This window comes from Coprococcus sp. AF102-57 (assembly GCF_027686195.1).
In the GTDB taxonomy this organism is placed as follows: Bacteria; Bacillota; Clostridia; order Lachnospirales; family Lachnospiraceae; genus Allocoprococcus; species Allocoprococcus comes.
This window is the reverse complement of the sequence record NZ_JAQCSY010000037.1, coordinates 1-20,493: the sequence shown is the minus strand read 5'-3', so window position 1 is coordinate 20,493 and position 20,493 is coordinate 1. Positions and strand designations below refer to the sequence as shown.

General features: G+C 35.6%; 20 protein-coding genes and 1 pseudogene. 19 read left to right on the top strand and 2 right to left on the bottom strand.

The window, feature by feature from the left end; all coding sequences use genetic code 11:
- Nucleotides 1–6: 6 nt before the first annotated feature.
- Nucleotides 7–162: a hypothetical protein gene (locus PGZ10_RS15995; RefSeq protein WP_270541859.1), complete on the bottom strand. Its 156-nt coding sequence runs from the start codon at nucleotides 160–162 to the stop codon at nucleotides 7–9.
- Between the two features lie 821 nt (nucleotides 163–983).
- Between PGZ10_RS15995 and PGZ10_RS15990 the strand changes: the two genes are divergently transcribed.
- Nucleotides 984–3,413, top strand: coding sequence for an ATP-binding protein (locus PGZ10_RS15990; protein ID WP_270541858.1), 2,430 nt, complete (start codon nucleotides 984–986; stop codon nucleotides 3,411–3,413).
- Between the two features lie 490 nt (nucleotides 3,414–3,903).
- On the opposite strand, the pseudogene PGZ10_RS15985 reads toward PGZ10_RS15990, so the two are convergent.
- A pseudogene (locus tag PGZ10_RS15985) lies at nucleotides 3,904–4,227 on the bottom strand (helix-turn-helix domain-containing protein); the annotation flags it as partial.
- A gap of 21 nt (nucleotides 4,228–4,248) precedes the next feature.
- Between PGZ10_RS15985 and PGZ10_RS15980 the strand changes: the two are divergent.
- From PGZ10_RS15980 to PGZ10_RS15895, 18 genes are all read left to right on the top strand, one after another.
- Nucleotides 4,249–4,668: a hypothetical protein gene (locus PGZ10_RS15980; RefSeq protein ID WP_270541857.1), complete on the top strand. Its 420-nt coding sequence runs from the start codon at nucleotides 4,249–4,251 to the stop codon at nucleotides 4,666–4,668.
- 143 nt (nucleotides 4,669–4,811) lie between these two features.
- Entirely contained in the window at nucleotides 4,812–5,399 is a 588-nt protein-coding gene (locus PGZ10_RS15975; protein WP_248005109.1) for a helix-turn-helix transcriptional regulator, read from the top strand.
- 162 nt (nucleotides 5,400–5,561) lie between these two features.
- Nucleotides 5,562–6,617 (top strand): helix-turn-helix domain-containing protein, encoded by a 1,056-nt coding sequence (locus tag PGZ10_RS15970; RefSeq protein WP_270541855.1) that lies wholly within the window; start codon nucleotides 5,562–5,564, stop codon nucleotides 6,615–6,617.
- A gap of 127 nt (nucleotides 6,618–6,744) precedes the next feature.
- On the top strand, nucleotides 6,745–6,993 hold the full coding sequence (locus PGZ10_RS15965; protein ID WP_021905858.1) for a type II toxin-antitoxin system prevent-host-death family antitoxin: 249 nt from the start codon (nucleotides 6,745–6,747) through the stop codon (nucleotides 6,991–6,993).
- A gap of 1 nt (nucleotide 6,994) precedes the next feature.
- Nucleotides 6,995–7,294 (top strand): type II toxin-antitoxin system RelE/ParE family toxin, encoded by a 300-nt coding sequence (locus PGZ10_RS15960; protein WP_055248365.1) that lies wholly within the window; start codon nucleotides 6,995–6,997, stop codon nucleotides 7,292–7,294.
- Nucleotides 7,295–7,581: 287 nt separating this feature from the next.
- Nucleotides 7,582–8,217 (top strand): HD domain-containing protein, encoded by a 636-nt coding sequence (locus PGZ10_RS15955; RefSeq protein ID WP_055248363.1) that lies wholly within the window; start codon nucleotides 7,582–7,584, stop codon nucleotides 8,215–8,217.
- A complete protein-coding gene (locus tag PGZ10_RS16690) occupies nucleotides 8,217–8,972 on the top strand; it encodes an NUDIX domain-containing protein (RefSeq protein ID WP_330674332.1) in 756 nt (251 codons plus the stop codon). The genes PGZ10_RS15955 and PGZ10_RS16690 overlap by 1 nt, the downstream gene beginning before the upstream one ends.
- Nucleotides 8,973–9,149: 177 nt before the next feature.
- Nucleotides 9,150–9,485, top strand: coding sequence for a hypothetical protein (locus PGZ10_RS15940; RefSeq protein ID WP_270541853.1), 336 nt, complete (start codon nucleotides 9,150–9,152; stop codon nucleotides 9,483–9,485).
- Nucleotides 9,486–9,668: 183 nt separating this feature from the next.
- On the top strand, nucleotides 9,669–10,841 hold the full coding sequence (locus PGZ10_RS15935; RefSeq protein WP_270541851.1) for a DUF262 domain-containing protein: 1,173 nt from the start codon (nucleotides 9,669–9,671) through the stop codon (nucleotides 10,839–10,841).
- Nucleotides 10,842–12,260: an ATP-dependent nuclease gene (locus tag PGZ10_RS15930; protein WP_270541850.1), complete on the top strand. Its 1,419-nt coding sequence runs from the start codon at nucleotides 10,842–10,844 to the stop codon at nucleotides 12,258–12,260.
- Between the two features lie 535 nt (nucleotides 12,261–12,795).
- Nucleotides 12,796–13,047 (top strand): hypothetical protein, encoded by a 252-nt coding sequence (locus tag PGZ10_RS15925; protein WP_270541849.1) that lies wholly within the window; start codon nucleotides 12,796–12,798, stop codon nucleotides 13,045–13,047.
- 101 nt (nucleotides 13,048–13,148) lie between these two features.
- Nucleotides 13,149–13,433, top strand: coding sequence for a hypothetical protein (locus PGZ10_RS15920; RefSeq protein ID WP_330674331.1), 285 nt, complete (start codon nucleotides 13,149–13,151; stop codon nucleotides 13,431–13,433).
- Nucleotides 13,330–13,581: a 4Fe-4S binding protein gene (locus PGZ10_RS16975; RefSeq protein WP_416386976.1), complete on the top strand. Its 252-nt coding sequence runs from the start codon at nucleotides 13,330–13,332 to the stop codon at nucleotides 13,579–13,581. The genes PGZ10_RS15920 and PGZ10_RS16975 overlap by 104 nt, the downstream gene beginning before the upstream one ends.
- 143 nt (nucleotides 13,582–13,724) lie before the next feature.
- Nucleotides 13,725–15,392 carry a histidine kinase N-terminal 7TM domain-containing protein gene (locus PGZ10_RS15915; RefSeq protein ID WP_330674330.1) on the top strand — a complete coding sequence of 556 codons (1,668 nt, stop codon included), beginning with the start codon at nucleotides 13,725–13,727 and terminating at the stop codon, nucleotides 15,390–15,392.
- The gene (locus tag PGZ10_RS15910; protein WP_270541848.1) at nucleotides 15,389–16,666 is read left to right on the top strand and encodes a sensor histidine kinase; all 1,278 of its coding nucleotides are present in this window, start codon (nucleotides 15,389–15,391) and stop codon (nucleotides 16,664–16,666) included. Before PGZ10_RS15915 ends, PGZ10_RS15910 begins: the two co-directional genes overlap by 4 nt.
- Nucleotides 16,663–17,286 carry a response regulator transcription factor gene (locus PGZ10_RS15905; RefSeq protein ID WP_270541847.1) on the top strand — a complete coding sequence of 208 codons (624 nt, stop codon included), beginning with the start codon at nucleotides 16,663–16,665 and terminating at the stop codon, nucleotides 17,284–17,286. The genes PGZ10_RS15910 and PGZ10_RS15905 overlap by 4 nt, the downstream gene beginning before the upstream one ends.
- Before the next feature lie 150 nt (nucleotides 17,287–17,436).
- Nucleotides 17,437–18,801 carry an extracellular solute-binding protein gene (locus PGZ10_RS15900; protein WP_270541845.1) on the top strand — a complete coding sequence of 455 codons (1,365 nt, stop codon included), beginning with the start codon at nucleotides 17,437–17,439 and terminating at the stop codon, nucleotides 18,799–18,801.
- 194 nt (nucleotides 18,802–18,995) lie between these two features.
- Entirely contained in the window at nucleotides 18,996–20,438 is a 1,443-nt protein-coding gene (locus tag PGZ10_RS15895; RefSeq protein ID WP_270541844.1) for a helix-turn-helix transcriptional regulator, read from the top strand.
- The last annotated feature ends 55 nt before the right edge of the window (nucleotides 20,439–20,493 follow it).

The following is a 20,493-nucleotide window of genomic DNA, read 5'->3' as shown; positions in this document are numbered from 1 at the left end:
AATTGTCTACTTGACGGGAAGCAGTTCAAAAGAGCAGTCAGTAAGGTTTTTTTGCATTTCTTTATTGATTTTCTTTTTGTGATTGCATCCTATTGCGTAACCAAGTCCAAAGGCTGTTAAGCATAAGCTGATAACAGCAACCAGACCTTCGAGAGTCAACATTAGCATCCCCTCCTTTAGCAAGATTTCCGCAGATAATCTGGGGATTTCTATGTAAACAGAGGGTCACAGTCCCTCTGGAGAAGGACTAACCGCCTACCGTTTATGGTAGCACCATGGGATGATTATATCAAAATGAAGGGGAAGTTACAATTATAAATGTTGTTTTATGCTTCTTTCTAAATAAAATAGATGTTATAATTAAATATTACATTTTACGACGCTCAGCGGCCACGATTCCGTTTCTGAGCGGCCGGTTTCTGGAGCATATCGGCTGCCACGCAAACCAATTATTCCACGGTGCTCTTGACATGAGCCTCCTTCGCACATGATGGCCTGGCAAAGCGGCAATCAGCGCCGAAAGCGGTTTGCCAGAGGCAGAAGCCTATCATGTGCTACTCATGTAAAGAGCCTTTCGCGGCATAAGTGGTTTGCTGATTGTTGCCGACCGTTAGAAAACGGAATTTGGTCGTTTGGTCGCGTAAAACCGGCCGTTTGAAGTCGCAATATGCAAATATAACAATATGTGTAAGCTGATATGGAAATGAATGAAATGCTGGAAGAAATTTTACATTTACAAAGTTAAAAAATGAATCTTACAATTTGGAATTGACGCCTTTCCGTATTAGCCGGATTATGAGTTGAGAAGAGCTTTCTGAGTGTAACTGATGGAAAGGGAAAATAATAAGGAAGTTTTTAGCAGTTCATATAGTTGATTTTGTTTAGAATAAATTTTATACTTAGTATGATAGAAATATTAAATTAGTAGTTTTAGAATATGGCTTTAACTTGTGTAAAATATGTAATAGAAAGAAGAGTGAAGAATGTATCTATCAAATGAAGAAGTAAGATTATTGGATACTGCAGTAAAATATTTTGAAGTTGGATTTAGAAGTTATATTGCAGAAGTTATTATTCAGAAATATGATACTATCGAAAAGTATCGGGCTGCAATTAATAGTAAAAAAAGTACATTTAACGGGGGATCAGCAATATTAAGTGGTAGGATAAATGCATTATTGTCCAATTTGTCTCAAGAAAGACAAATTAAAAAAGTGTATAAATTATTGTCTGAGACAAATAATAATTGTAAGAATAATATTAAAGTTGAAATAAAAGAAGAGAAGAGTGATGCATATATACTAGTCTCCGAATTAATTTCAATTACATATGTTTTTGGAGCAGAGTTGTTTTCGGATATGATACAGAGGTTTTCTAGTCGAGAGGAGTACATGTATTTAGCTGAACAGTATAGAACAATTAGAAATAACTTATCACATCCAGAGGCTAGTATTAGCGATTTAAATTATAAAGAAACTGATAAGTTCATCACAATACTGAAAGGATATATAGACAGTAAATATTTTTGGTTGGCATCTAAGGATGAATTGCAAAAAGTTTTAGATGGACTTTCAATATCGATTAACAATTCTGTAAATATTATTAATAATCTATCGATGTTGCCTAAACAAAAAAATAAATTTGTATGTAGGACAAAAGAAATTAATCTTGTAAAAACTTATCTTACTGGAAATGAATTAGGATTTGGACGAATGCATTATATTTTGATTACAGGTTTTGGGGGGATGGGAAAAACTGCTCTCATTACGGAAGTTATTATGCAGTTAATCAAAGACCATAATAATAAGGTGTTGAGAGATGATAGATGGTTTGATTTTATTCTTTTCTTTTCAGCAAAGGAGGAAGTGCTTGATATTGATGATACTAACGGGAAAATAAATAATTACAGATTGAGAAGTCAGATTAGTACGCTGGAAGATATTAAGCAAGAAATCAGAAAATATTTGGGTACAGATGATCTTATTGAGTATAATAAAAAAGGATTAATTGTCATTGATAATTTTGAAACATTGACGCAGGAGGAAAAAGAAAAAATTAATAATTACATTATTTATGAATCAAATAATAGCATTCAATATGTACTTACATCAAGAAATGAAGAACATATTGATACCAACTATCAACTAAAGTTAAAGACATTTAATGAAATAGAAGGTTGTGATTTTATAAATAAGTATTTAGAAGAAAATGCACTAACAATAGAATTAACAGAAGATAATAAAAAGCAATTGGTTAAATTGAGTAAAGGAAATACATTGGTTTTGGTCTTATCATTACATAGATTAAATCAAGGGATAGATATTTCTGTTATTGAAAAGGAATTAAATTCCATTGGAACCGAAACCGTAAAAAATATTGTGAGTTTTATGTCGAAAAATTCATTTGATGAAATATATAATCAATTTAAAGGTGAAGAGGAGATTGTAGAGCGGATATTACAGATATTGGTTATGTATGATGATCCGATAGATAGATACTCACTGATGATATTAAGTCATTCGGATATGAATATTGTTGATCAAGTAGTAAATGCATTAACTGCAGGGTTGGTTTTAGAGGAACAGAGAGAAGAAGTTCAGATTAACGAATTTGCCAAAACATACTTATTGATAAAGTTTAGACCTAATAAAATCGAGTATATATCAAAACAACAAATGATTTCTGAGTATAAACGTGATTTGACTATAAAGAAAAATAAATTACAAGATTGTAGAAGAAAGAATCCACAGATAGATAATATATTTAAGGAGTGGCAACCAAATAATATTATAGATGAATTGGCTATTTTGGAAGCATTTGAAGCATATATCTATTTTAATGTTGGCTTGGTTACTAATCGGAAGACAAGACCAAATAAAAAATACAATTTAAAACAAGTAAATGAGTATTTCTCTAAAATAGAAGAAACTTCAACACATCCGTATATTTATGCACAAAAAGCAAGAATTTTGTTACCGTTGTTAAGATTTAAATCAGAAGATAATGAACTGATCAAGGAATGTTTGCAAGACTCTTTTGAAAAAACTATAATTTCTGTGGAGACGCAGTATATTAATATTAAGGGAACTATTTCATATGCAAGTATATTGCGTGAATTGGGTAGATTCTATTTGGAGGATAGTAAGAAGAAAGATTATAATAAATCTGCAAATTATTCAGAAAAATCAAAAGAAATATATGAAAAGACGAACAAAATAGATAAATATTATTATTTTACACTTCGAAATTTAGCAAAAGCATATACGGGCTTGTATGAATATACAAAAGAGAAGGAATATATTATTGCGTCACTAAAATTGTGGAATACGATTCAAAATGAGTCAAAATTTGAATTGAAAAATTTAAAGATAGAGGCACAGAAGCAAATAAGTTTTTGTATAGAAAATGTGTGAATAGGCTTACAGTTTGGTTGGGATTAGTGTATATAGAGTAGTGCCTGAAATAGTAAGAAAATATTTATCGAGTGGAAAAGAGAGTTTATTGTTTCGTGTTTTGTGTATTTATTAAACAAATCTTTGCGTTCTTATTTTTATGTGTTATACTTAGTCCATGGCAACATTCTGGCAACAGTTCATCAGAAAGCCAGTGGAAATTATGTAATAGAAATAAAAATAAGGCTTATTGCAAGCAAAACCTTAATGAATTCCGTTAAGTTTTTGCGTGACAGAGCCGAGTTTGAGTAATAAAAATTTTCTGGAATCCCTTATAAGAAGGGCATTTCAGGGCAGATAAAGTTCTATTTGATAACAAAATGATAACACGAGAGATTTTGGCATTATTTATCCGGAATCTTGTGGTTATCAGGTAATATGTGTGAAACCAACAAAAAGGTCTTACTGAATTGAGTGAAATCAATTTGGTAAGGCCTTTTTCGTTGGTTTTTTATTTGTCGTTTTTCGGATAATTATACCGCCACTGATCATATTCTTCCTGAGTGATTTCTCCGGATTTTAGCTTTTCAGCTTCTTCCTGCCATGCATGGAACATATCAAACATAGAAAGGTAGGTGGTTCCTTTGGATTTGTCCAGCCGGAGGCAGAGTTCTCCGTCAATCTCACCAATATGAAGTCCGTAAAGGTCTTCTAATGTAAATAAGGTATGCATAAGTCCTACATAGCTGTCAATATCCGGGACAGCCAGTGCATGCGGAGAGACATCAAAAATATCAGCCAGTGCATTCAGATAGTTTTCTTTTGGACTGCGGGCACCTCAGCAGAGAACGAAGGATTGGCTTTACAAATCGTAGAATCCAGAGAAGACGTACAGCTTTTGAAGGAAAGTAAAGAACAGGCGCTTAGAGATAAAAAAGCCGCAGAAAAGTGTGCAGAAACAGCAGAAAAACAATTAAAAAGCCTGGAAGAACGCAGGGAACAGTTACAGCCGATTATGGATAATGTGAGTAAGGAAATAAAAGAATATGGAATAGTTAAAATGTTGTTACCGGAAGCAGGAACGTTGGAACGGGCAGCGACCTACCGGGACAAAAAAATCAAACCGCTGTTTCTTCAGATAAAAAATAAGGTTGGGGCAATGGCTGCACAGGTTAAAGAACTTACAAAAGAGGTGGAAAATTGGAAGAGTATATATGTGAGTAGAAAGGGTAGTCGAAAGGCTGCTCTTTACAAATATGAAAATAAAAATTGCTGAAAAGGCATGAGTTTTGTAGTGTAAAACTCTTTTGACATTGTGTTTTCCGTTAAGTAAAATATCTTTGATAGACAGATAATGAAAAAATGATTATTCTTGGCTCAGATCAAGAGAACAAATTACTTGCGAAGGGAGGAAATTATATGGAGCTGAGTATACAGATAAAAAAATACCGAACAGAGCTTCATCTATCACAGGAGGAATTGGCAGAAAAGGTATATGTAACAAGACAGACAATTTCTAATTGGGAAAACGAAAAGAGTTATCCTGATATTCATAGCTTGTTACTTCTTAGTTCATTGTTTAATGTATCTCTCGATCAATTAATTAAAGGAGATATAGAGAAAATGAAAGAAATTATTAGCGAGCAAGAAATTAAAAAGTTTAATTATTATGGTTCCATCTATACAGTTCATTTGGCCGTGTTGATTATATCGGCAGTACCTTTGTTTATGTGGCTCGGAAGGTATGCGTATATTCCGTTTGGAATTTTATTTATTATTACACAGTACTGGGCGTTAAAGGTTGAAAAACTAAAAAAGAAAAATGATATACAAACCTATAAGGAAATTGTTGCATTTACGGAGGGAAAAAAATTGGATGAACTTCATAAGGCAGTTGAAGTGGGAAAACGTCCTTATCAAAATATATTAAAGGTTATTATCAGTGCGGGTGTTACAGCGATGATTTGCTTCTTAATTGGGGTACTGATGCACGTATTCTTGAATTAATTAAATTTAAGGATATTTTGATTTGTAGAATTATAAAATAGAGCATTTTTCTCGCAGATTTTAACCGATAGTTAAGAAATCGAAGCCATAATTAAACGAAGGCTCAATTGTAAACACATATTAGAAATACTATAATGAGAATATAAACAGGAGGTAGGAACAATGCAAATTGGTGAGAAGATAAAAAACTATCGGAAAACTGCGGGATTAACACAAGAACAGGTGGCGGATTATTTGGACGTTTCTACTCCTGCGGTAAATAAATGGGAAAAAGGAAACACATATCCAGATATATCATTACTTCCGGCAATTGCTCGATTATTAAAAATTGATATGAATGAACTATTTTCATTTCGTGAAGAATTGACAGAAAAAGAGATTGGACAATTTGTGAATGAGCTTTCGGAAGTTTCATTGGATAGCTTTATAAAAGCCTTTGAGATGGGAAAAAATAAAATAAAGGAATATCCTCATTGTGATTCGTTGATTTATTCAATTGCTACTGTTTTAAATGCGGCGCTAACTTTATCCGATATCGATGATGAGAAAAAGTTGGAATGTAATAATGTGATTGTTGAATGGCTGGAACAAACTGCTGAAAGTCCGGATGAAAAGGTAAGGATTTCCAGTATTTTTATGCTTGCAGCGAAATATATACAAATGGAAAAATATAAAGAAGCAAATATCTTTTTGGATAAAATTCCAGATACTGTGATAGATGCCACAATTATGAAAACGAATGTACTAGCACACCAGGAAGGGACAGATATTGCAGCGTTCTTTTTAGAGGGAAAACTGATGCAGACAGTTACGAATATACAAAACTATCTGTATAAGTTGATAGAAATGGAAGAAGAAACCGGAAATCATTGTAAAGCAGAGGAGATTGCCGAAATCACAGAACATATGGTATCGTTATTTGGTCTGTGGGATTACGGTAAAGTAGTACCATATCTATTGATTGCCGTGTATCGAAAGGATGTAGAAAAATGTATTCAGTTGATAAAAGAAGTACTGATGGAGTCACAGAAGCCATGGAAGATGGTGGAATCACCTTTATATTACAGATATGTGGATACAGTACAGGGAAAGTCTTTTTCAGGCGTTGGAAATAATTTTGTTCGTGCATTAGCTACAGAAATTGAAAATAAAGAAGAGTATGAATTTTTGAAAGGAAATAAAGAATTGGAGGCGATTTTTTCTCAATATTTGAAATAGATTGCGATAAAAGTATATAGAAATGATAAAATAAAAGCTGTAAAAATCTACGTTGAATTTTACAGCTTTTTGTGTATAATAGAAGTAGCAGAAACAATTTAAAATCAAAGGAAGGAGCTGAAAGAATATGGCAAATATTTTACCAGTATCTGATTTGAGAAATTATAATGAAGTCCTGAAGAACTGTCATAAAGGAGAACCAGTATATCTGACTAAGAATGGCAGAGGACGTTTCGTTGTCATGGATATTGAAGATTATGAGCGTGACCGTGCAGAGAAAAAGCTTCTCTTGAAGCTGCAGGAAGCTGAAGAAGCAGTGAAAGACGGAGAAGGCTGGCTGGATCTGGATGAATTAAAAGCACTTGTGGGGGAATAAGATGTTAAAACTGCGGATCAATCCGATTGTTGCAAAGGATTTGAAAAACATCCGAGATTATATTGCTGAAGATAACGAAGAATATGCAGCAAAGACCATAAAGGAAATTTACGGTAAATTTGAAAACCTTCAGATGTTTCCTGAAATGGGGTCGGATCTCTCTAAACGGGTCAGCTTTCGGACAGATTATAAATATGCGATATGGGAAGATTATGTTATTATCTACAAGGTCGGTAACGAATATGTAGAGATTTATCGTGTAGTTAACCGATATCAGGATATCACGAGAATCTTTGATTGATAACAAAGATGTGATAACAAATTGATAACACCGTTCAGTACAGTCTGTGGACTTTGGACAGTGGAACACATATAAAACCAGATAGAACCATAATTCCTATACAAAAGTGTATAGTGATAAGATTTTATTTGCGAGTTTGAATAACGGACTAAAATGCCGAAAGCCTGTATTTATACGGGTTTCCGGCATTTGTTTTATCAAATGGCTCTGGTTTGGCTCTATTTGTGGGGAGAGTAATGACTTTCATAAATCAATATATTGCGTTGTTAGGTTGATTAGGAGAAAAGATGACAGATAATGAAAAGAGATTTATAAAAAGTATATTTTCGGGAGACAGTAGTGGTCATGACTATTATCATACGATACGAGTATATAAACTGGCTACTAAAATCGCAAAACAGGAAAATGCAGATGTTAAAACAGTGCGGTTGGCGGCTCTGTTACATGATGTGGACGATATTAAGCTTTCTCCGGACACTTATGCTACCAAGAAAAATGCAGTTGATTTTATGACAATTAACAAAATAGATGGTAAAAGGATAGAGGCGGTATGCAAAATTATAGATGAAGTTTCATTTGCAGGAGCTGATTCAGTCGTACCTGATACCATAGAAGGAAAATGTGTGCAGGATGCAGACAGACTTGATGCTATAGGAGCTATTGGAATTGCCAGAACACTTGCATATGGTGGTAGTAGGGGAAGAAAGATTTATGATCCGGAAATAAAACCTAAAATGGGAATGAACAAAGAAGAGTATCGGAATAATCAAGATTCTACAAGCATCAATCATTTCTATGAAAAGTTGCTCTTGTTAAAAGACATGATGAATACGACTGAGGGAAAGAAACTGGCAGAACATAGACAGGTTGTAATGCAGGAATTTCTGAATGAGTTTATGCTGGAATGGGAAGGGAAAATGTGATGGAAGTAAAATTTTATGATACAGTTAATGATGAACTATTAAAATTTGCAGTAATTATCTCACAAAGTAATGGCAAGTGGGTTTTCTGCAAACATAAAGAAAGAGATACATATGAAGTGCCGGGAGGGCATAGAGAAGCTGGAGAGGATATTTTTGAAACAGCTAAAAGGGAGTTGCAGGAAGAGACTGGAGCTATCAAATTTGAGATAAAACCAATATGTGTATATTCGGTGACAGGTAAGACTAGAGTAAATGATACAGGTGAAGAAACATTTGGACTGCTTTGTTTTGCAGAGATAACAGAGTTTGCGAAAGAATTACATAGCGAAATGGAGAAAGTTGTGCTTATGGATGAGTTGCCTGAGAACTGGACATATCCGTTGATACAGCCGAAATTGATAGAGAAGTATTTACAGGTAAAAATAATTTCTATAATTGGAACAACAGTAACTGTCACAGTCGATAGACCATTAGGAAGTTATCATCCTGAATATAAGGATATGTATTATCCAATAAATTATGGTTACATTGAAGGAGTTATGGCACCAGATGGAGAAGAGCAGGACGCTTATATATTAGGTGTAAATGAACCAGTAAAGAAGTTTACAGGTAAAATTATTGCCATTGTTCGGAGAAAAGATGATATAGAAGAAAAGTGGGTAGTTGTGCCAGACGGAGTAACTTTTTCAAAGGAAGAAATCAGGAGACAGATTCATTTTCAGGAACAATATTTCGACAGTGAAATTGTGATGTAATATTAAGGAGATTGCTATGTCATTAGGATTAAAAAGAGGAATAGTGCAGCTTGAACCACATGATAAACAGTGGGATGAGGCTGCCATGTTAGATGTAGCCCAATCAACGGTTTCAAATGTATTGAGAAAAAAATAATAGTAATATTTTTAAAGATTATACAGAAAGAAGGTGTTATTTTGGAAGATAGAGTTGATGTTAGTACCTTTGCAAATTCACAATGTGCAATTAGAGAATACATGCATTTTAAATTGGAGAATGAATATATGCATGAGGCAAGAGTTTTAGTATCATCTATGGGAAAAACTCGGTATAATGATATTCTGAAGATAGTACCTCGAATTGAAACAAATAATTCGTCAATTGATATAATTGGGGATGCGCAATTTGAACGAGATTATTATGGTAAATATACAAATGAATATCAGATATTTACTTTGATAAATGGAACTCTATTAATCAAAGGCGTAGATCGATGGGGAAATCCTATTGAAATTGATATAACGAGTGTATAAAAACCAGCATGAATGATATATTAAACTATATGTATGATGATCAGATTACGGGAATGCGTAGCATGTAGTAATCTGATTAATCATAAATGAGGGGGAAAAATACCTTTTGACCCTCATATCATATGTATTGTAAATAAATTGAGAGATATTGGATAAATATGACTATATAATGAGGATAAGAATATGAAATGCGAGTCAACAGATTTAGAAATTGAAACGATTGTTAATAGAATAAAAAATGGCGATATGGATTTACAGCCGGATTTTCAGAGAGGCGAGATTTGGACTATTCAAAAAAAACAAAAACTTATTGATTCAATATTGCGTGGGTGGAAAATCCCTCCGATACATGTGATCCATAATGCACAATCTGTGGATGAAGTGTTAGATGGTCAGCAGAGACTTGCTGCAATACGAGATTTTTTTGACAATATTATTTGTGTTGATGGAACAGTGTTGCCAGAAGATCAGGAAATAGCAAATTTGAATGGAATGCATTACAGAGATCTTCCGTTAAAATGGCAAAGGCAGTTTAGACAGTATAGTGTTGTAATCATAAGATTAACAGAGTATAGACCGGAAGAACCAGCAGAATTATTCTATAGACTAAATCAACCTACTGCATTAACATCTGCAGAACAAAGAAATGCATATATTGGCGTTACTAGGGATCAAGTGAAAGAATTATCAAATAAATTTGTTGCGTTGGGAGCAGATAAAGAAACCATAGGTTTTTCAAATTCGCGCCTAGCATATGATGAGATAATATCAAAATTCTGTTTTGCGGTTGAAACCCATACACTTAAGAAGAAAATTACGTCTAATGACATATCTTTTCAATATCGACAGGCTGTGCCGTTTTCAGATGAGTGTATTGAGATTGTTGATGAAACTTTAAGAAAATTTATGATATGTGTTTCAGAATGGAAGGATTTTAAGTTTTCATTTAATAAAGCAACGATATTTAGTTGGTTTGTATATATTCGTAGAAATCTGGATTCAGAAACAACTGATTTACAAAATACTATTAGTTATATGGAATTTTGTAGAGCTTATATAAAAGGAAAGTATAAAAAAGTTGATGATAAATATATAAAGACCTTCTTAAGTTTACAAAAACAAGTTTCGTTTTTTGAAGTTATGTTAAATACATTTAATCAGAGAACCAGTATGGGAAGTACAGATGCTCTTTCAATAATATATAGAGACATTATTATTACACTTTTTAGAGATATGCTATGGAACGAAGAGTCGGAACTATTGCAGTACACGATGGACACTTTTGCTGAAGTGGAGAATTTTAATTATACGCTTGAGAAAATTGTTGAAAAGTATAATTGGGGAGAAAATTTTTAGATGAGAAAAGCAAAAGAAACTGATTATTGGGATAAAGTTTATAAAAGAAAATATAGTAGAAATTTATTAAGCGTAGAACTCAATGGGCTAAATAATTTACAGGAGATATCCTTTTCAAAGGGCATTACGGCAATATGCGGTTTAAATGGAGCAGGAAAAAGTACTATTATAGCGGCTGTAAAAGATTTATTAGGATTAAATTTAAGCGAAAGTGATCTACATAAATTGAAATCCGCTACAGTTAATGGACAATTCGAATGTGATAATAAGAAAATTTCCTGCTCGAATTGTAATGGAAAACGCTTGTATGATACAGGATATGATTTGGATAGCATTAAATACTTGGATTGTGATGAGAATATTCAAATTCAAGAATTTCATATAAGACAAGCAAATTTTGAAGAGTTGCTTGAACAAAATGAGGAATATGAATTATTACCAGAACAGATCAGTGATATTTGTTATCTGACGGGGAAAAGATATCAATCATGTAAAATATGGGAATTTGAAGATATTGAAGGGATAGGAATAGTTCCATTTTTTAATGTCACTATTGATGAAATAGAGTATGATTCAAGAAGTATGGGGCGAGGTGAACATTTTCTTTTTTATTTGTTTTGGTACATAAATAAATGTAATTCGGGAACAATTGTCATTATTGAAGAACCTGAAACATATATAAGTATATGTTCACAAATTCATTTTGCAAACTATTTGGGAAAACAAATAGCAGAAAAAGGAATTCAGGCAATTGTTACGACACATTCGCCTTATTTGGTAGAACATGTAAAAAATAGTAATATACGAATAGTAAGTAGAATGGGAAATATGGCTATGATTACTAAACCTGATGACGATATGATGGCAGAGGATATATTAGGTATTACACAAAGCTATACGGGAACATTATTTGTTGAGGATAGGGTAGCATATGATTTTCTATCAATTATTTTAGAGGATAAGGCACCATATATTTTAAAAAAGTATACGATCGATGTAGCTGAAGGTGGAGAAAAGGCTATAACTTATCGATTGGAGTTTCCGTCAAGTGATAAAATAAAATATAATTTTATAGGAATTTACGATGGAGACATGAGGGAACGATTAGATACATCAAAATTAAATTGGAAATGGTTATTTTTACCAGGGAGTAAAGCACTAGAAGAGTTATATAGGGAGTATTTACATGTGCCGGAAAATCTCGAGAAGTTTTGTGAAATCGTTGGAAAAGAAAAGCAGCAAATTATTACTATGTTAGCAACCATTGATGGAAATGATTATCATGATTGGTTTGAAGAATTGAGAAAATTTTTAGGAATTGATGGTAAAATGTTGGTTAGGAATTTTTATCGGATAATGCAGGAAATGGATAAAGAAATTGAAGAATTTATTGCAGAATTAAAGAAAAGTATAGCATAAAAGGAGTTACTTTTATGCTATGCATAAGTCATAGGAGTTTGGAATACAGGTATTATATGGCTCCATTTTGGCTCTAAAAATTTTGGACGAGGTACACAAAAATGCAAAATGTGATGAATATGAGAATAAAACACACAAATGTGTACCAAGAAACAACCAGATAAATCTCTCCGCCCAAGAGTTTGAATAATCCACGCAATCATAGAAATCCAGTATTCATGCGGGTTACAAACAAATTTGTTTAGCGATTGGCAACAAAATGGCAACATTTTGTGATTATTCAAGAGATAGAAATTTTATTTCATAACGTATATAAAGAGAGTATGAAACTTTTTCTGTAAAATAATGTTTATAAGGTCCTTCTATGATAAAATAAATATCATTAGGAGGACCTTTTATTATGGCAAGACAAAAGATACCTGTACATCGTGTACAAATGACAGAAGGAAAACGAAACATCATCCATACTTATAAGACATGGATCGCCTAAGAGCGGCTACTGGGAGATTATAGAAAATTAGCGGGATGATAGAAAATGAAGGTTAAATTAGAAGATGATGGCGAAGATAATTCAGAACTTATTGAAGAAATAGAAGATTCATTTATAGAAGAGTATATTCCATTACCAGGACAGTATGAAATCAATGAGTACAGGATTATTGATTTAGCTAATGCACAGGATATATGGGAAGATAAGATTTTACCTCTTACTGCAAAAGAACATGATATTTTACTGGATTGCTATCGGACTAAGCTTAGGTATAGTTATTGGGTTTTTAATAGATGATATTGGTCTTGGAATGTGTCTGGGGGTTATGATGGGTGTTAGCATCGGCCCTGCAATTGATGTGCTGAGAAAAAATAAGAAATCAGAGGAGCAAGAGGATAATGATGAGAAAGAATAATGTGCTTCGCAAATATATAGCGTCACTTCTATTATTTTTGTTATTTGAGACAGTGGCAATCACGTTGTGGAAGGCTAAAGGAAACTTGTTTTATCTGTTGAATTTCAGCTACATTGGAGGATGCCTTGCGTTGGGAACAGCATTTTTTACTGCAGGAAAACGCTATGCCCGACATTTTCTTGGTGTTTTTGAGGCGGCAACAATCCACTACGCAGTCGCGAAGATATTCGGTCCACTGTTTTTCAATTCTGCGTGTTCACTGCGATGAAAGCAAATGTGTTCATTGTGGAAAATGTCTGCGTGTCTGCCCAATGAATGTGGAGGTCAATAAGGAATCCCGCAAACGAAAGAGAGGAACGGAGTGCATACTCTGTTATGAATGTACGAAGGTCTGTCCGACCAAAGCATTGCATTAAAAAATGGAGTTGGAGATATAGCTGCAATGGCAAAGTCGAGTTTTGTACATACACCAAAAAATAAAAGATATAATTTGGAATGTAGATTATGATATACTGCAAACAAGATATAGTGCAAAATGTAACAGGAAGGAGTACGCACAGTGTCAGAGAAAAAGAAATTTACAGTATACGTCGGAAGTGTAGCACTATGCGTAGGTGTGGCAGTTCTGCTTCATTATGTGTCCTTTACCAATCCTTATCTGCAATCTATTTGTCACCTTTTAAGGCCTTTTATTTATATAGGACTTTATCTGGTATGGGCGATTTCTTTTCAAAAGAGAATTATCCAAAAGGAACCCCGTCGTTGTTTAATAATGATTGCAGTGATGATGGTTTTTTGGATGCTCGTTCGTATGTGTAAATTTGAAATACCGTATGAGATGCCGACAGCACTGCGCTACGCCTGGTATCTTTATTATATTCCTATGCTGTTACTCCCTACGGTCAGTCTTTATCTGGCATTTTATATACGGCAGCCGGAGAATTATAAATTACCGGAAAGACGGTGTCTGCTGTTTTTTCCGGCATTGTTTCTGATAGGGATTGTATTAACAAATGATCTGCACCAGTTAGTTTTTACTTTCCCGGAGGGAAGACTGGGGGAAGCAGCTTCCTATGAAGTAGGAGTCTATGGATATGGAGCAATGTATTATGCTATAGTCGCCTGGGATCTTGGATGTCTGCTGGTGGCACTCTTGATTATTCTATTAAGGTGTAGAAAAATTAAAAACAGGAAAATGCTTTGGATGCCTTTTGGTGCTTATGGTCTGTCGGTTGTCTATGGCATCGCCTATTATCTGAATCTGCCCTTCTGGAAAATATTTTCAAGCGATATGACAGCTGCATTATGCCTTCTGTTTGCTTTGATCATTGAAAGCTGCATCCAGTGCGGATTGATTCCTTCCAATACAGGATACGCACAATTATTTGCAGCATCTACAATTTCAGCACAGATTACAGATCAGAGTGGAAAATGCATTTATCAATCTCAGGATTCGGAATGTATTGCACCGGAAATCGTAAGGCAGGTAGTTCAATGTCCGATCATGTTAGAAAATGGGATCAGGCTGTCGGGAAAACCAATTTTGGGAGGCTATGTGTTGTGGAAGGAAAACCTGTCAGAATTACAGGAAATCGTAAGAGAGCTTGAAGATCGGAAGGAAGAATTAAAAGATGCGAATCTGATTGAGGAAGAAAATCTGAGAACAAAAAGAGAAGTAGAAAAACTTTCTGTGAAGAATCAGCTGTATGATAAAATACAGAAACAGACGGCAAGGCAGAGTAAACTTTTGACGGAATTCATTGAAGCATATTCTATGGAAGAAGATGAGAACAAAAGGGAAAAAATATTAGGGAAGATAGTTGTGATCGGAGCCTATATAAAAAGGCGTAGTAATCTTATTTTTATTGCGGAGCAGACAGTAAAATTTCCGATAAGAGAGTTGGAGTTATGTTTCAGGGAAACGATAAAGAATCTGGAATGGAATCATGTTGAGGCAGGTTTTTCCACCGCGTTAGAAGAAATACGAAGTGAAGATGCTATGCAGATTTATGATTTTTTTGAAGCAGTCATAGAGGAATCTTTGGAAGATCTGTCGGCATTTAATGTAAATCTGAAATGCAGAGAGGCGCGGATCATCATGTCTATGAGTGTGGAATGCAAAACAGATCTGCAGGAAATTGCAAGACGATATGGAGCTTATGCGGAGCAGGATTTTGACGGATCATGGCTGCTTTCTCTGATTCTGGGAGGAGGTGGCGGCAAATGATAAAAACATTTGAAAACTGTTCACCGGAGTATCAGATTACGATTGTTTGTTTTTTTATTTTTTTGACTTTGCTGTGTATGATTCTGGTTATTTATGAAGGAACAGGGAAAAGACAAAGAAAGATGTTGCTGCTGGACAGTGTATTGCTTATAGTTATTTTCCTTATAACAGCTGTCTTGTGTGTGTGGCAACGGGCGTTTTACGAAGAAGATTCCATGATATTATTTAAAATACCGTATGTGATTTTAATTGTTATAGGAATTTGCGGTTTTTTATATGTGGGATTGAAGATTTTTAGAATTTATAAGTACCGCAAGAACTGCCTGAGGGAAAATGCAGTGCAGGAAAGTTTGGACAATTTGCCGAGTGGAATTGTTTTTTTTGATGGGAACGGAATGCCTAAACTGATGAATCGAAAAATGTATCAAATTTGCCAGAATCTGGCGGGAAGAGATATACAGAATATTACAGAACTGGAGGAAGCACTGGGACATCCTCTGAAAGAGAATGTATTTTATGATGTTGATTTGAAAGTATACTGCTTTGCGGATGGAAGTGTGTGGAAATTTTCAGAGAAAGAGATTATTACGACAGCCGGAGATCATTTTTTTCAAGTTCTTGCTTCTGAAGTGTCGGAATTATATCGGAACAAAGTGTTGCTGAAGGAAGAAAATCAGAAACTTCAGGAAATGTCTGTGGCTATGAAAGAACTTTCTAAGAATGTAATAACGCTGACCAGAGAAGAAGAAATGTTATCTATGAAAATGAGAGTGCATGATAATCTGGGATATAGCGTTTTGGCGGCACAGCGGATGTTGCTGCGCGAATCGGAAGCAGACCGGGATGTTTTTCTTTCGCAATGGAAGCAGACATTAGACTTGCTGAATAAAGATAACGAGTCTGTGAAAGGCGAACAACTGCACAGGCAGGTGCAGGAAAGAGCGGAGATTTTGGGTGTGAAAATCATTTATACAGGAGAACAAGTCTGGGAATTTCATATTTTCGAACTGATGGATATAATACTTTTGGAGGCACTTTCCAACTGTGTCCGCCATGCAGGGGCAAGCGAACTGTATGTAAAATGCAGTAGTGGGGAACAAGAATGGATTATGGTGATTACAGATAATGGACAAACAACGGAGAAGGATGTCAAAGAAGGAGGAGGATTATCCGGTATACGAAAAAGGGTGGAGCAATGTGGAGGTACATTGAGAATTTGTGCGGAGTCAAAATTTTCAATAATCGTTAAGATACCAAAGGAGGTGCGGAGATGATACGGGTACTAATCGTGGAAGACCAGCGTATGGCTCGGGAAGATATGGAAAATTATATTCAGTCCAGTGGGAGGTATTGTCTGGCGGCTTCTATCACAAACGCAGCTATGGCAGAAACCGTATGCAGACAGAGCAGGTGTGAACTTGTCTTGATGGATGTCTGTACGGAGAATGATGAGAGTGGTCTTGTGGCAGCGGAGAAGATTAAAAGGACAATGCCCCAGATAAAAGTAATTATCGTGACTTCTTTAGTAGAGTGCAGTTTTATTGACAGGGCGCGCAAAGCAGGAGTAGAAAGTTTTTGGTATAAAGATGCCGGTAAAGAAGAACTGTTGGAGGTTATGGATCGTACGATGAAAGGGGAGAACGTGTATCCGGATGCTCCGCCGGTTGTGATGATCGGAACGGCGAAAAGCTGTGATTTTACACCTGGAGAATTAGCAGTTCTGCGATTAGTGGTGGAAGGAGAATCCTATAAAAAAATTGCAGAGAGCTTGTGTATATCACCGGAAACTGTAAAATGGCATATCAAAAATATGTTGCAGAAAACGAATTTTGATTCCAAAACGAAATTGGCGGTAGCTGTTACAAAGAAAAATCTGATTATAAATGGATTTTAAAAATAGCATTTTACTACCCATATGGGGAGTGCTTAAGACTCTGAAAACCGATATCATATACTATGTAAAAGTGTCTCGATCCGATGGTTCTGTTCTTTGTTGAGATGTCAGATTGTTTATAAGACACTGTCTGGAAAGGAGATAAATAATATGAGATATATTATGAGAAGAATCTGCCTGTTCTTGGTAATGATTGCGGTTATAGTTTTTACAGGGTGTGGGCAGAAGAAAAAAGAAGATCCGGTAACCGTTACATTGTGGCATGTATATGGCGGACAGACAGAATCGCCATTAAACGATTTGATTGATGAATTTAATGAAACGATTGGAAAAGAGGAAAATATCCGAGTACAGGTTGGCAGTGTTACAAATACGAATACGATACATGAAAATGTACTGGCATCCGCATTTGGAGATCCGGGAGCCTCTAAACTGCCGGATATGTTTGTTTCCTATCCTAAAACAGTTCTGGCGATGCCGGATGATACGGAACTTGTAGATTATTATGATTATTTTACAGAAGAAGAACTGAACGAATTTATTCCGGCTTTTTTGGAAGAAGGTGTCATTCATGAAAGACTTTCCATTTTGCCGGTAGCAAAATCAACGGAAGTTATGTTTATCAATAAAACAGCATTTGATCGTTTCGCGAAAGAAACAGGAGCGAAGATGGAAGATTTAAAAACATGGGAAGGACTCTTCGCAATGGCAGAACAATATGCTGCATGGACAGATAACCAGACGCCGGACATTCCTGATGATGGAAAGAATTTTTTCGTTCATGATTATCATTTTAACTATTTTCAGGTAGGTGTAGAATCTCTGGGTGAAAATTTCTTTAAGGGAGAAAATTTGGCTTTCGGACCGGAATTTCAAACAGTATGGGAACCTTATGCAAAAGCGGCACTGTCCGGAGGAGTATGGCTTCGCAGCGGTTATGCAACGGAACCTTTGCGAACGGGAGATTCGATTGTATCGGTGGCTTCGTCAGCCAGTGTGTTATATTATTCTGACAAAGTTACTTATGCGGATAACACATCGGAAAAAATAGAGATTGTTTCCATGCCATGTCCCGTATTTGCCAGGGGGGAAACGATGGTCATGCAGCGAGGTGCCGGCATTTGTACGGTGAAATCTACACCGGAAAAAGAAAAGGCCTGTATTACGTTTCTTAAATGGCTGACAGAAGCCCAAAAGAATGTAGAATTTGTGACCAGTCTTGGATATATGCCGGTAAAGCAGGAGGCTTTCGATATTTACCTTCCGGAGGCGATCAAGAAGTTAAGTGATCCGATGTATGTATCCCTGTATCAGGCTTTTTTAAAGACGCAGGAGAATTATACATTTTATACTGCTCCGAAATTGGATTCCTATCTGGATCTGGAAACAAAGTTTGAAGAACTTATCAGGCAAATCTTGTCAGTAAAGCGGTTGGAGTGGCTGGAAGCCCCGGAAGATATGGATAAACTTGTTTCAGAGACATTAGAGGATTTCAAAGCAGCATACACACAATAATGTCTGCCGGATCGGCAAAAAGAGGTGGCTGACATATGGGAGAAAAGAAAATAAATTTTTGGAAGATTATAAAAGGAATAAAGAGACAAAGCATCCGTATGCAGCAAAGACTGATTGTTTATTGGTGCGTGGTGATTTTAACAATTTTTTTAGTGACAGTTCTATTACTCAGTATTTTGGGAGTCCTTCCGGGAATGGATTTTAAAGTACGGGAAATGTTGTCTGCCCAGCAGAAAAATACGTTGTCAACTATGACAGAGCAGACTGATATTATGATGGCGAGAAGTATTTCTTTATCGGAAGATATTACAAAAGAATTGAACCAATGCCTGACAGCCAATGGAAAGACATTTTCAGATTTGAATGATAATCCTCAGCTGATTATGGATTTGGAGGCTGCACTGTATCCCTCCTTGAAATCGGCATTGGACGTGAAGTATTGCAGTGGAGTTTTTGTTGTATTGGATGCAACGGTAAATACGAAGACGGAATATGCAGATATATCACGCATGGGAATCTACCTGCGCCTGTCTGATTTAAAGGCAGTAAATACAAGCAAACAGCACGTAGTTTTTTTCAGGGGAAATGCTGATATTGCAAGAGCAGAGCAGGTACAGCTCCATAACCGTTGGAATTTAGAATTTGATACGTCCGCATTGTCGGGGTATGAACAGATTATGCAGTTTGATGGAAACCGGCTGGTAGAGAGCTGCCTGTGGACAGACCGGCTGGAGCTGAGTGATACATGGGAGGATGTGCAGCTTTTATATGTCCCGGTTTTAGACAGTACCGGAAAAGTACGCGGTTTGTGCGGTATGGAGATGAGTAATCTGTATTTCAGGCTGTCTTATCCTATGGTGGAAGGTTCCTGTGGGAATATAGTGACAGTACTGGCTCCTGTGGACAAAAAAGGAAACATCTATCTGGATAAGGCGATGTTCGGAGATACAAAAGAAACGTATCTTTCACCATCAGGAACGATGACAGTGAAGAAAGGAAAATATTATAATACATATTCTACCGCTTTCGGGAATTATATAGGCAGGCATGAACTGCTTGAATTGAAGAGTTGTAATGGGATGCCGCTTGCGGTATTGACATTGATATCAGAAGCGAATTATGAAAAATTAACAGCGGACAATCGAAGGGACTGGATCATCGGTACGTTGTTATTCCTGATTTTATTATTGGTTGTTTCTGTCGGTATGTCCCATCGTTTTGTGAAGCCGATTCTTCGGAGTTTAAAAGCACTGCAGGAGGATACGCTGACGGACGAAAACTTATCAGGCATTTCAGAAGTGGATGCACTGGTTGATTTTATGCAGAAAAAAAGAAATACGGAGAAACTGGAAAATGGAGGCATTCCTCCGAATATAGAAGAAATGCTCAAGGCGTTTGCTTTGCGTGTGGAAACTCTGACTCCGTCAGAGAGGATGGTTCTTCAGTATTATGTTGATGGATATACGATACAGGAGATTGCTTCATTGCTTTATATCAGTATTGGAACAGCAAGAAAGCATAATACAAATATGAATCGAAAACTGGGGATAACTGTCAGAGAGGAATTAATGCTGTATATTGAGTTATTTCGAAAATGTAATCAGTTAGATAAGCTGACATATAGCAGAACTGAGTAAACGAAAAAGAGTCTTTACAGCAATGTCATGATGCCGGGGTCAAAACATAGCGTTT

Coding starts and splice junctions, on each gene's coding strand:
- PGZ10_RS15910 (WP_270541848.1), top strand. CDS start 15,389: ATGATAAAAACATTTGAAAACTGTTCACCGGAGTATCAGATTACGATT.
- PGZ10_RS15990 (WP_270541858.1), top strand. CDS start 984: ATGTATCTATCAAATGAAGAAGTAAGATTATTGGATACTGCAGTAAAA.
- PGZ10_RS15960 (WP_055248365.1), top strand. CDS start 6,995: ATGTTAAAACTGCGGATCAATCCGATTGTTGCAAAGGATTTGAAAAAC.
- PGZ10_RS15900 (WP_270541845.1), top strand. CDS start 17,437: ATGAGATATATTATGAGAAGAATCTGCCTGTTCTTGGTAATGATTGCG.
- PGZ10_RS15930 (WP_270541850.1), top strand. CDS start 10,842: ATGAGAAAAGCAAAAGAAACTGATTATTGGGATAAAGTTTATAAAAGA.
- PGZ10_RS15920 (WP_330674331.1), top strand. CDS start 13,149: ATGATGAGAAAGAATAATGTGCTTCGCAAATATATAGCGTCACTTCTA.
- PGZ10_RS15970 (WP_270541855.1), top strand. CDS start 5,562: ATGCAAATTGGTGAGAAGATAAAAAACTATCGGAAAACTGCGGGATTA.
- PGZ10_RS15895 (WP_270541844.1), top strand. CDS start 18,996: ATGGATTTTAAAGTACGGGAAATGTTGTCTGCCCAGCAGAAAAATACG.
- PGZ10_RS15965 (WP_021905858.1), top strand. CDS start 6,745: ATGGCAAATATTTTACCAGTATCTGATTTGAGAAATTATAATGAAGTC.
- PGZ10_RS15995 (WP_270541859.1), bottom strand. CDS start 162: ATGTTGACTCTCGAAGGTCTGGTTGCTGTTATCAGCTTATGCTTAACA.
- PGZ10_RS15935 (WP_270541851.1), top strand. CDS start 9,669: ATGAAATGCGAGTCAACAGATTTAGAAATTGAAACGATTGTTAATAGA.
- PGZ10_RS16975 (WP_416386976.1), top strand. CDS start 13,330: ATGCCCGACATTTTCTTGGTGTTTTTGAGGCGGCAACAATCCACTACG.
- PGZ10_RS15955 (WP_055248363.1), top strand. CDS start 7,582: ATGACAGATAATGAAAAGAGATTTATAAAAAGTATATTTTCGGGAGAC.
- PGZ10_RS15905 (WP_270541847.1), top strand. CDS start 16,663: ATGATACGGGTACTAATCGTGGAAGACCAGCGTATGGCTCGGGAAGAT.
- PGZ10_RS15925 (WP_270541849.1), top strand. CDS start 12,796: ATGAAGGTTAAATTAGAAGATGATGGCGAAGATAATTCAGAACTTATT.
- PGZ10_RS15975 (WP_248005109.1), top strand. CDS start 4,812: ATGGAGCTGAGTATACAGATAAAAAAATACCGAACAGAGCTTCATCTA.
- PGZ10_RS16690 (WP_330674332.1), top strand. CDS start 8,217: ATGGAAGTAAAATTTTATGATACAGTTAATGATGAACTATTAAAATTT.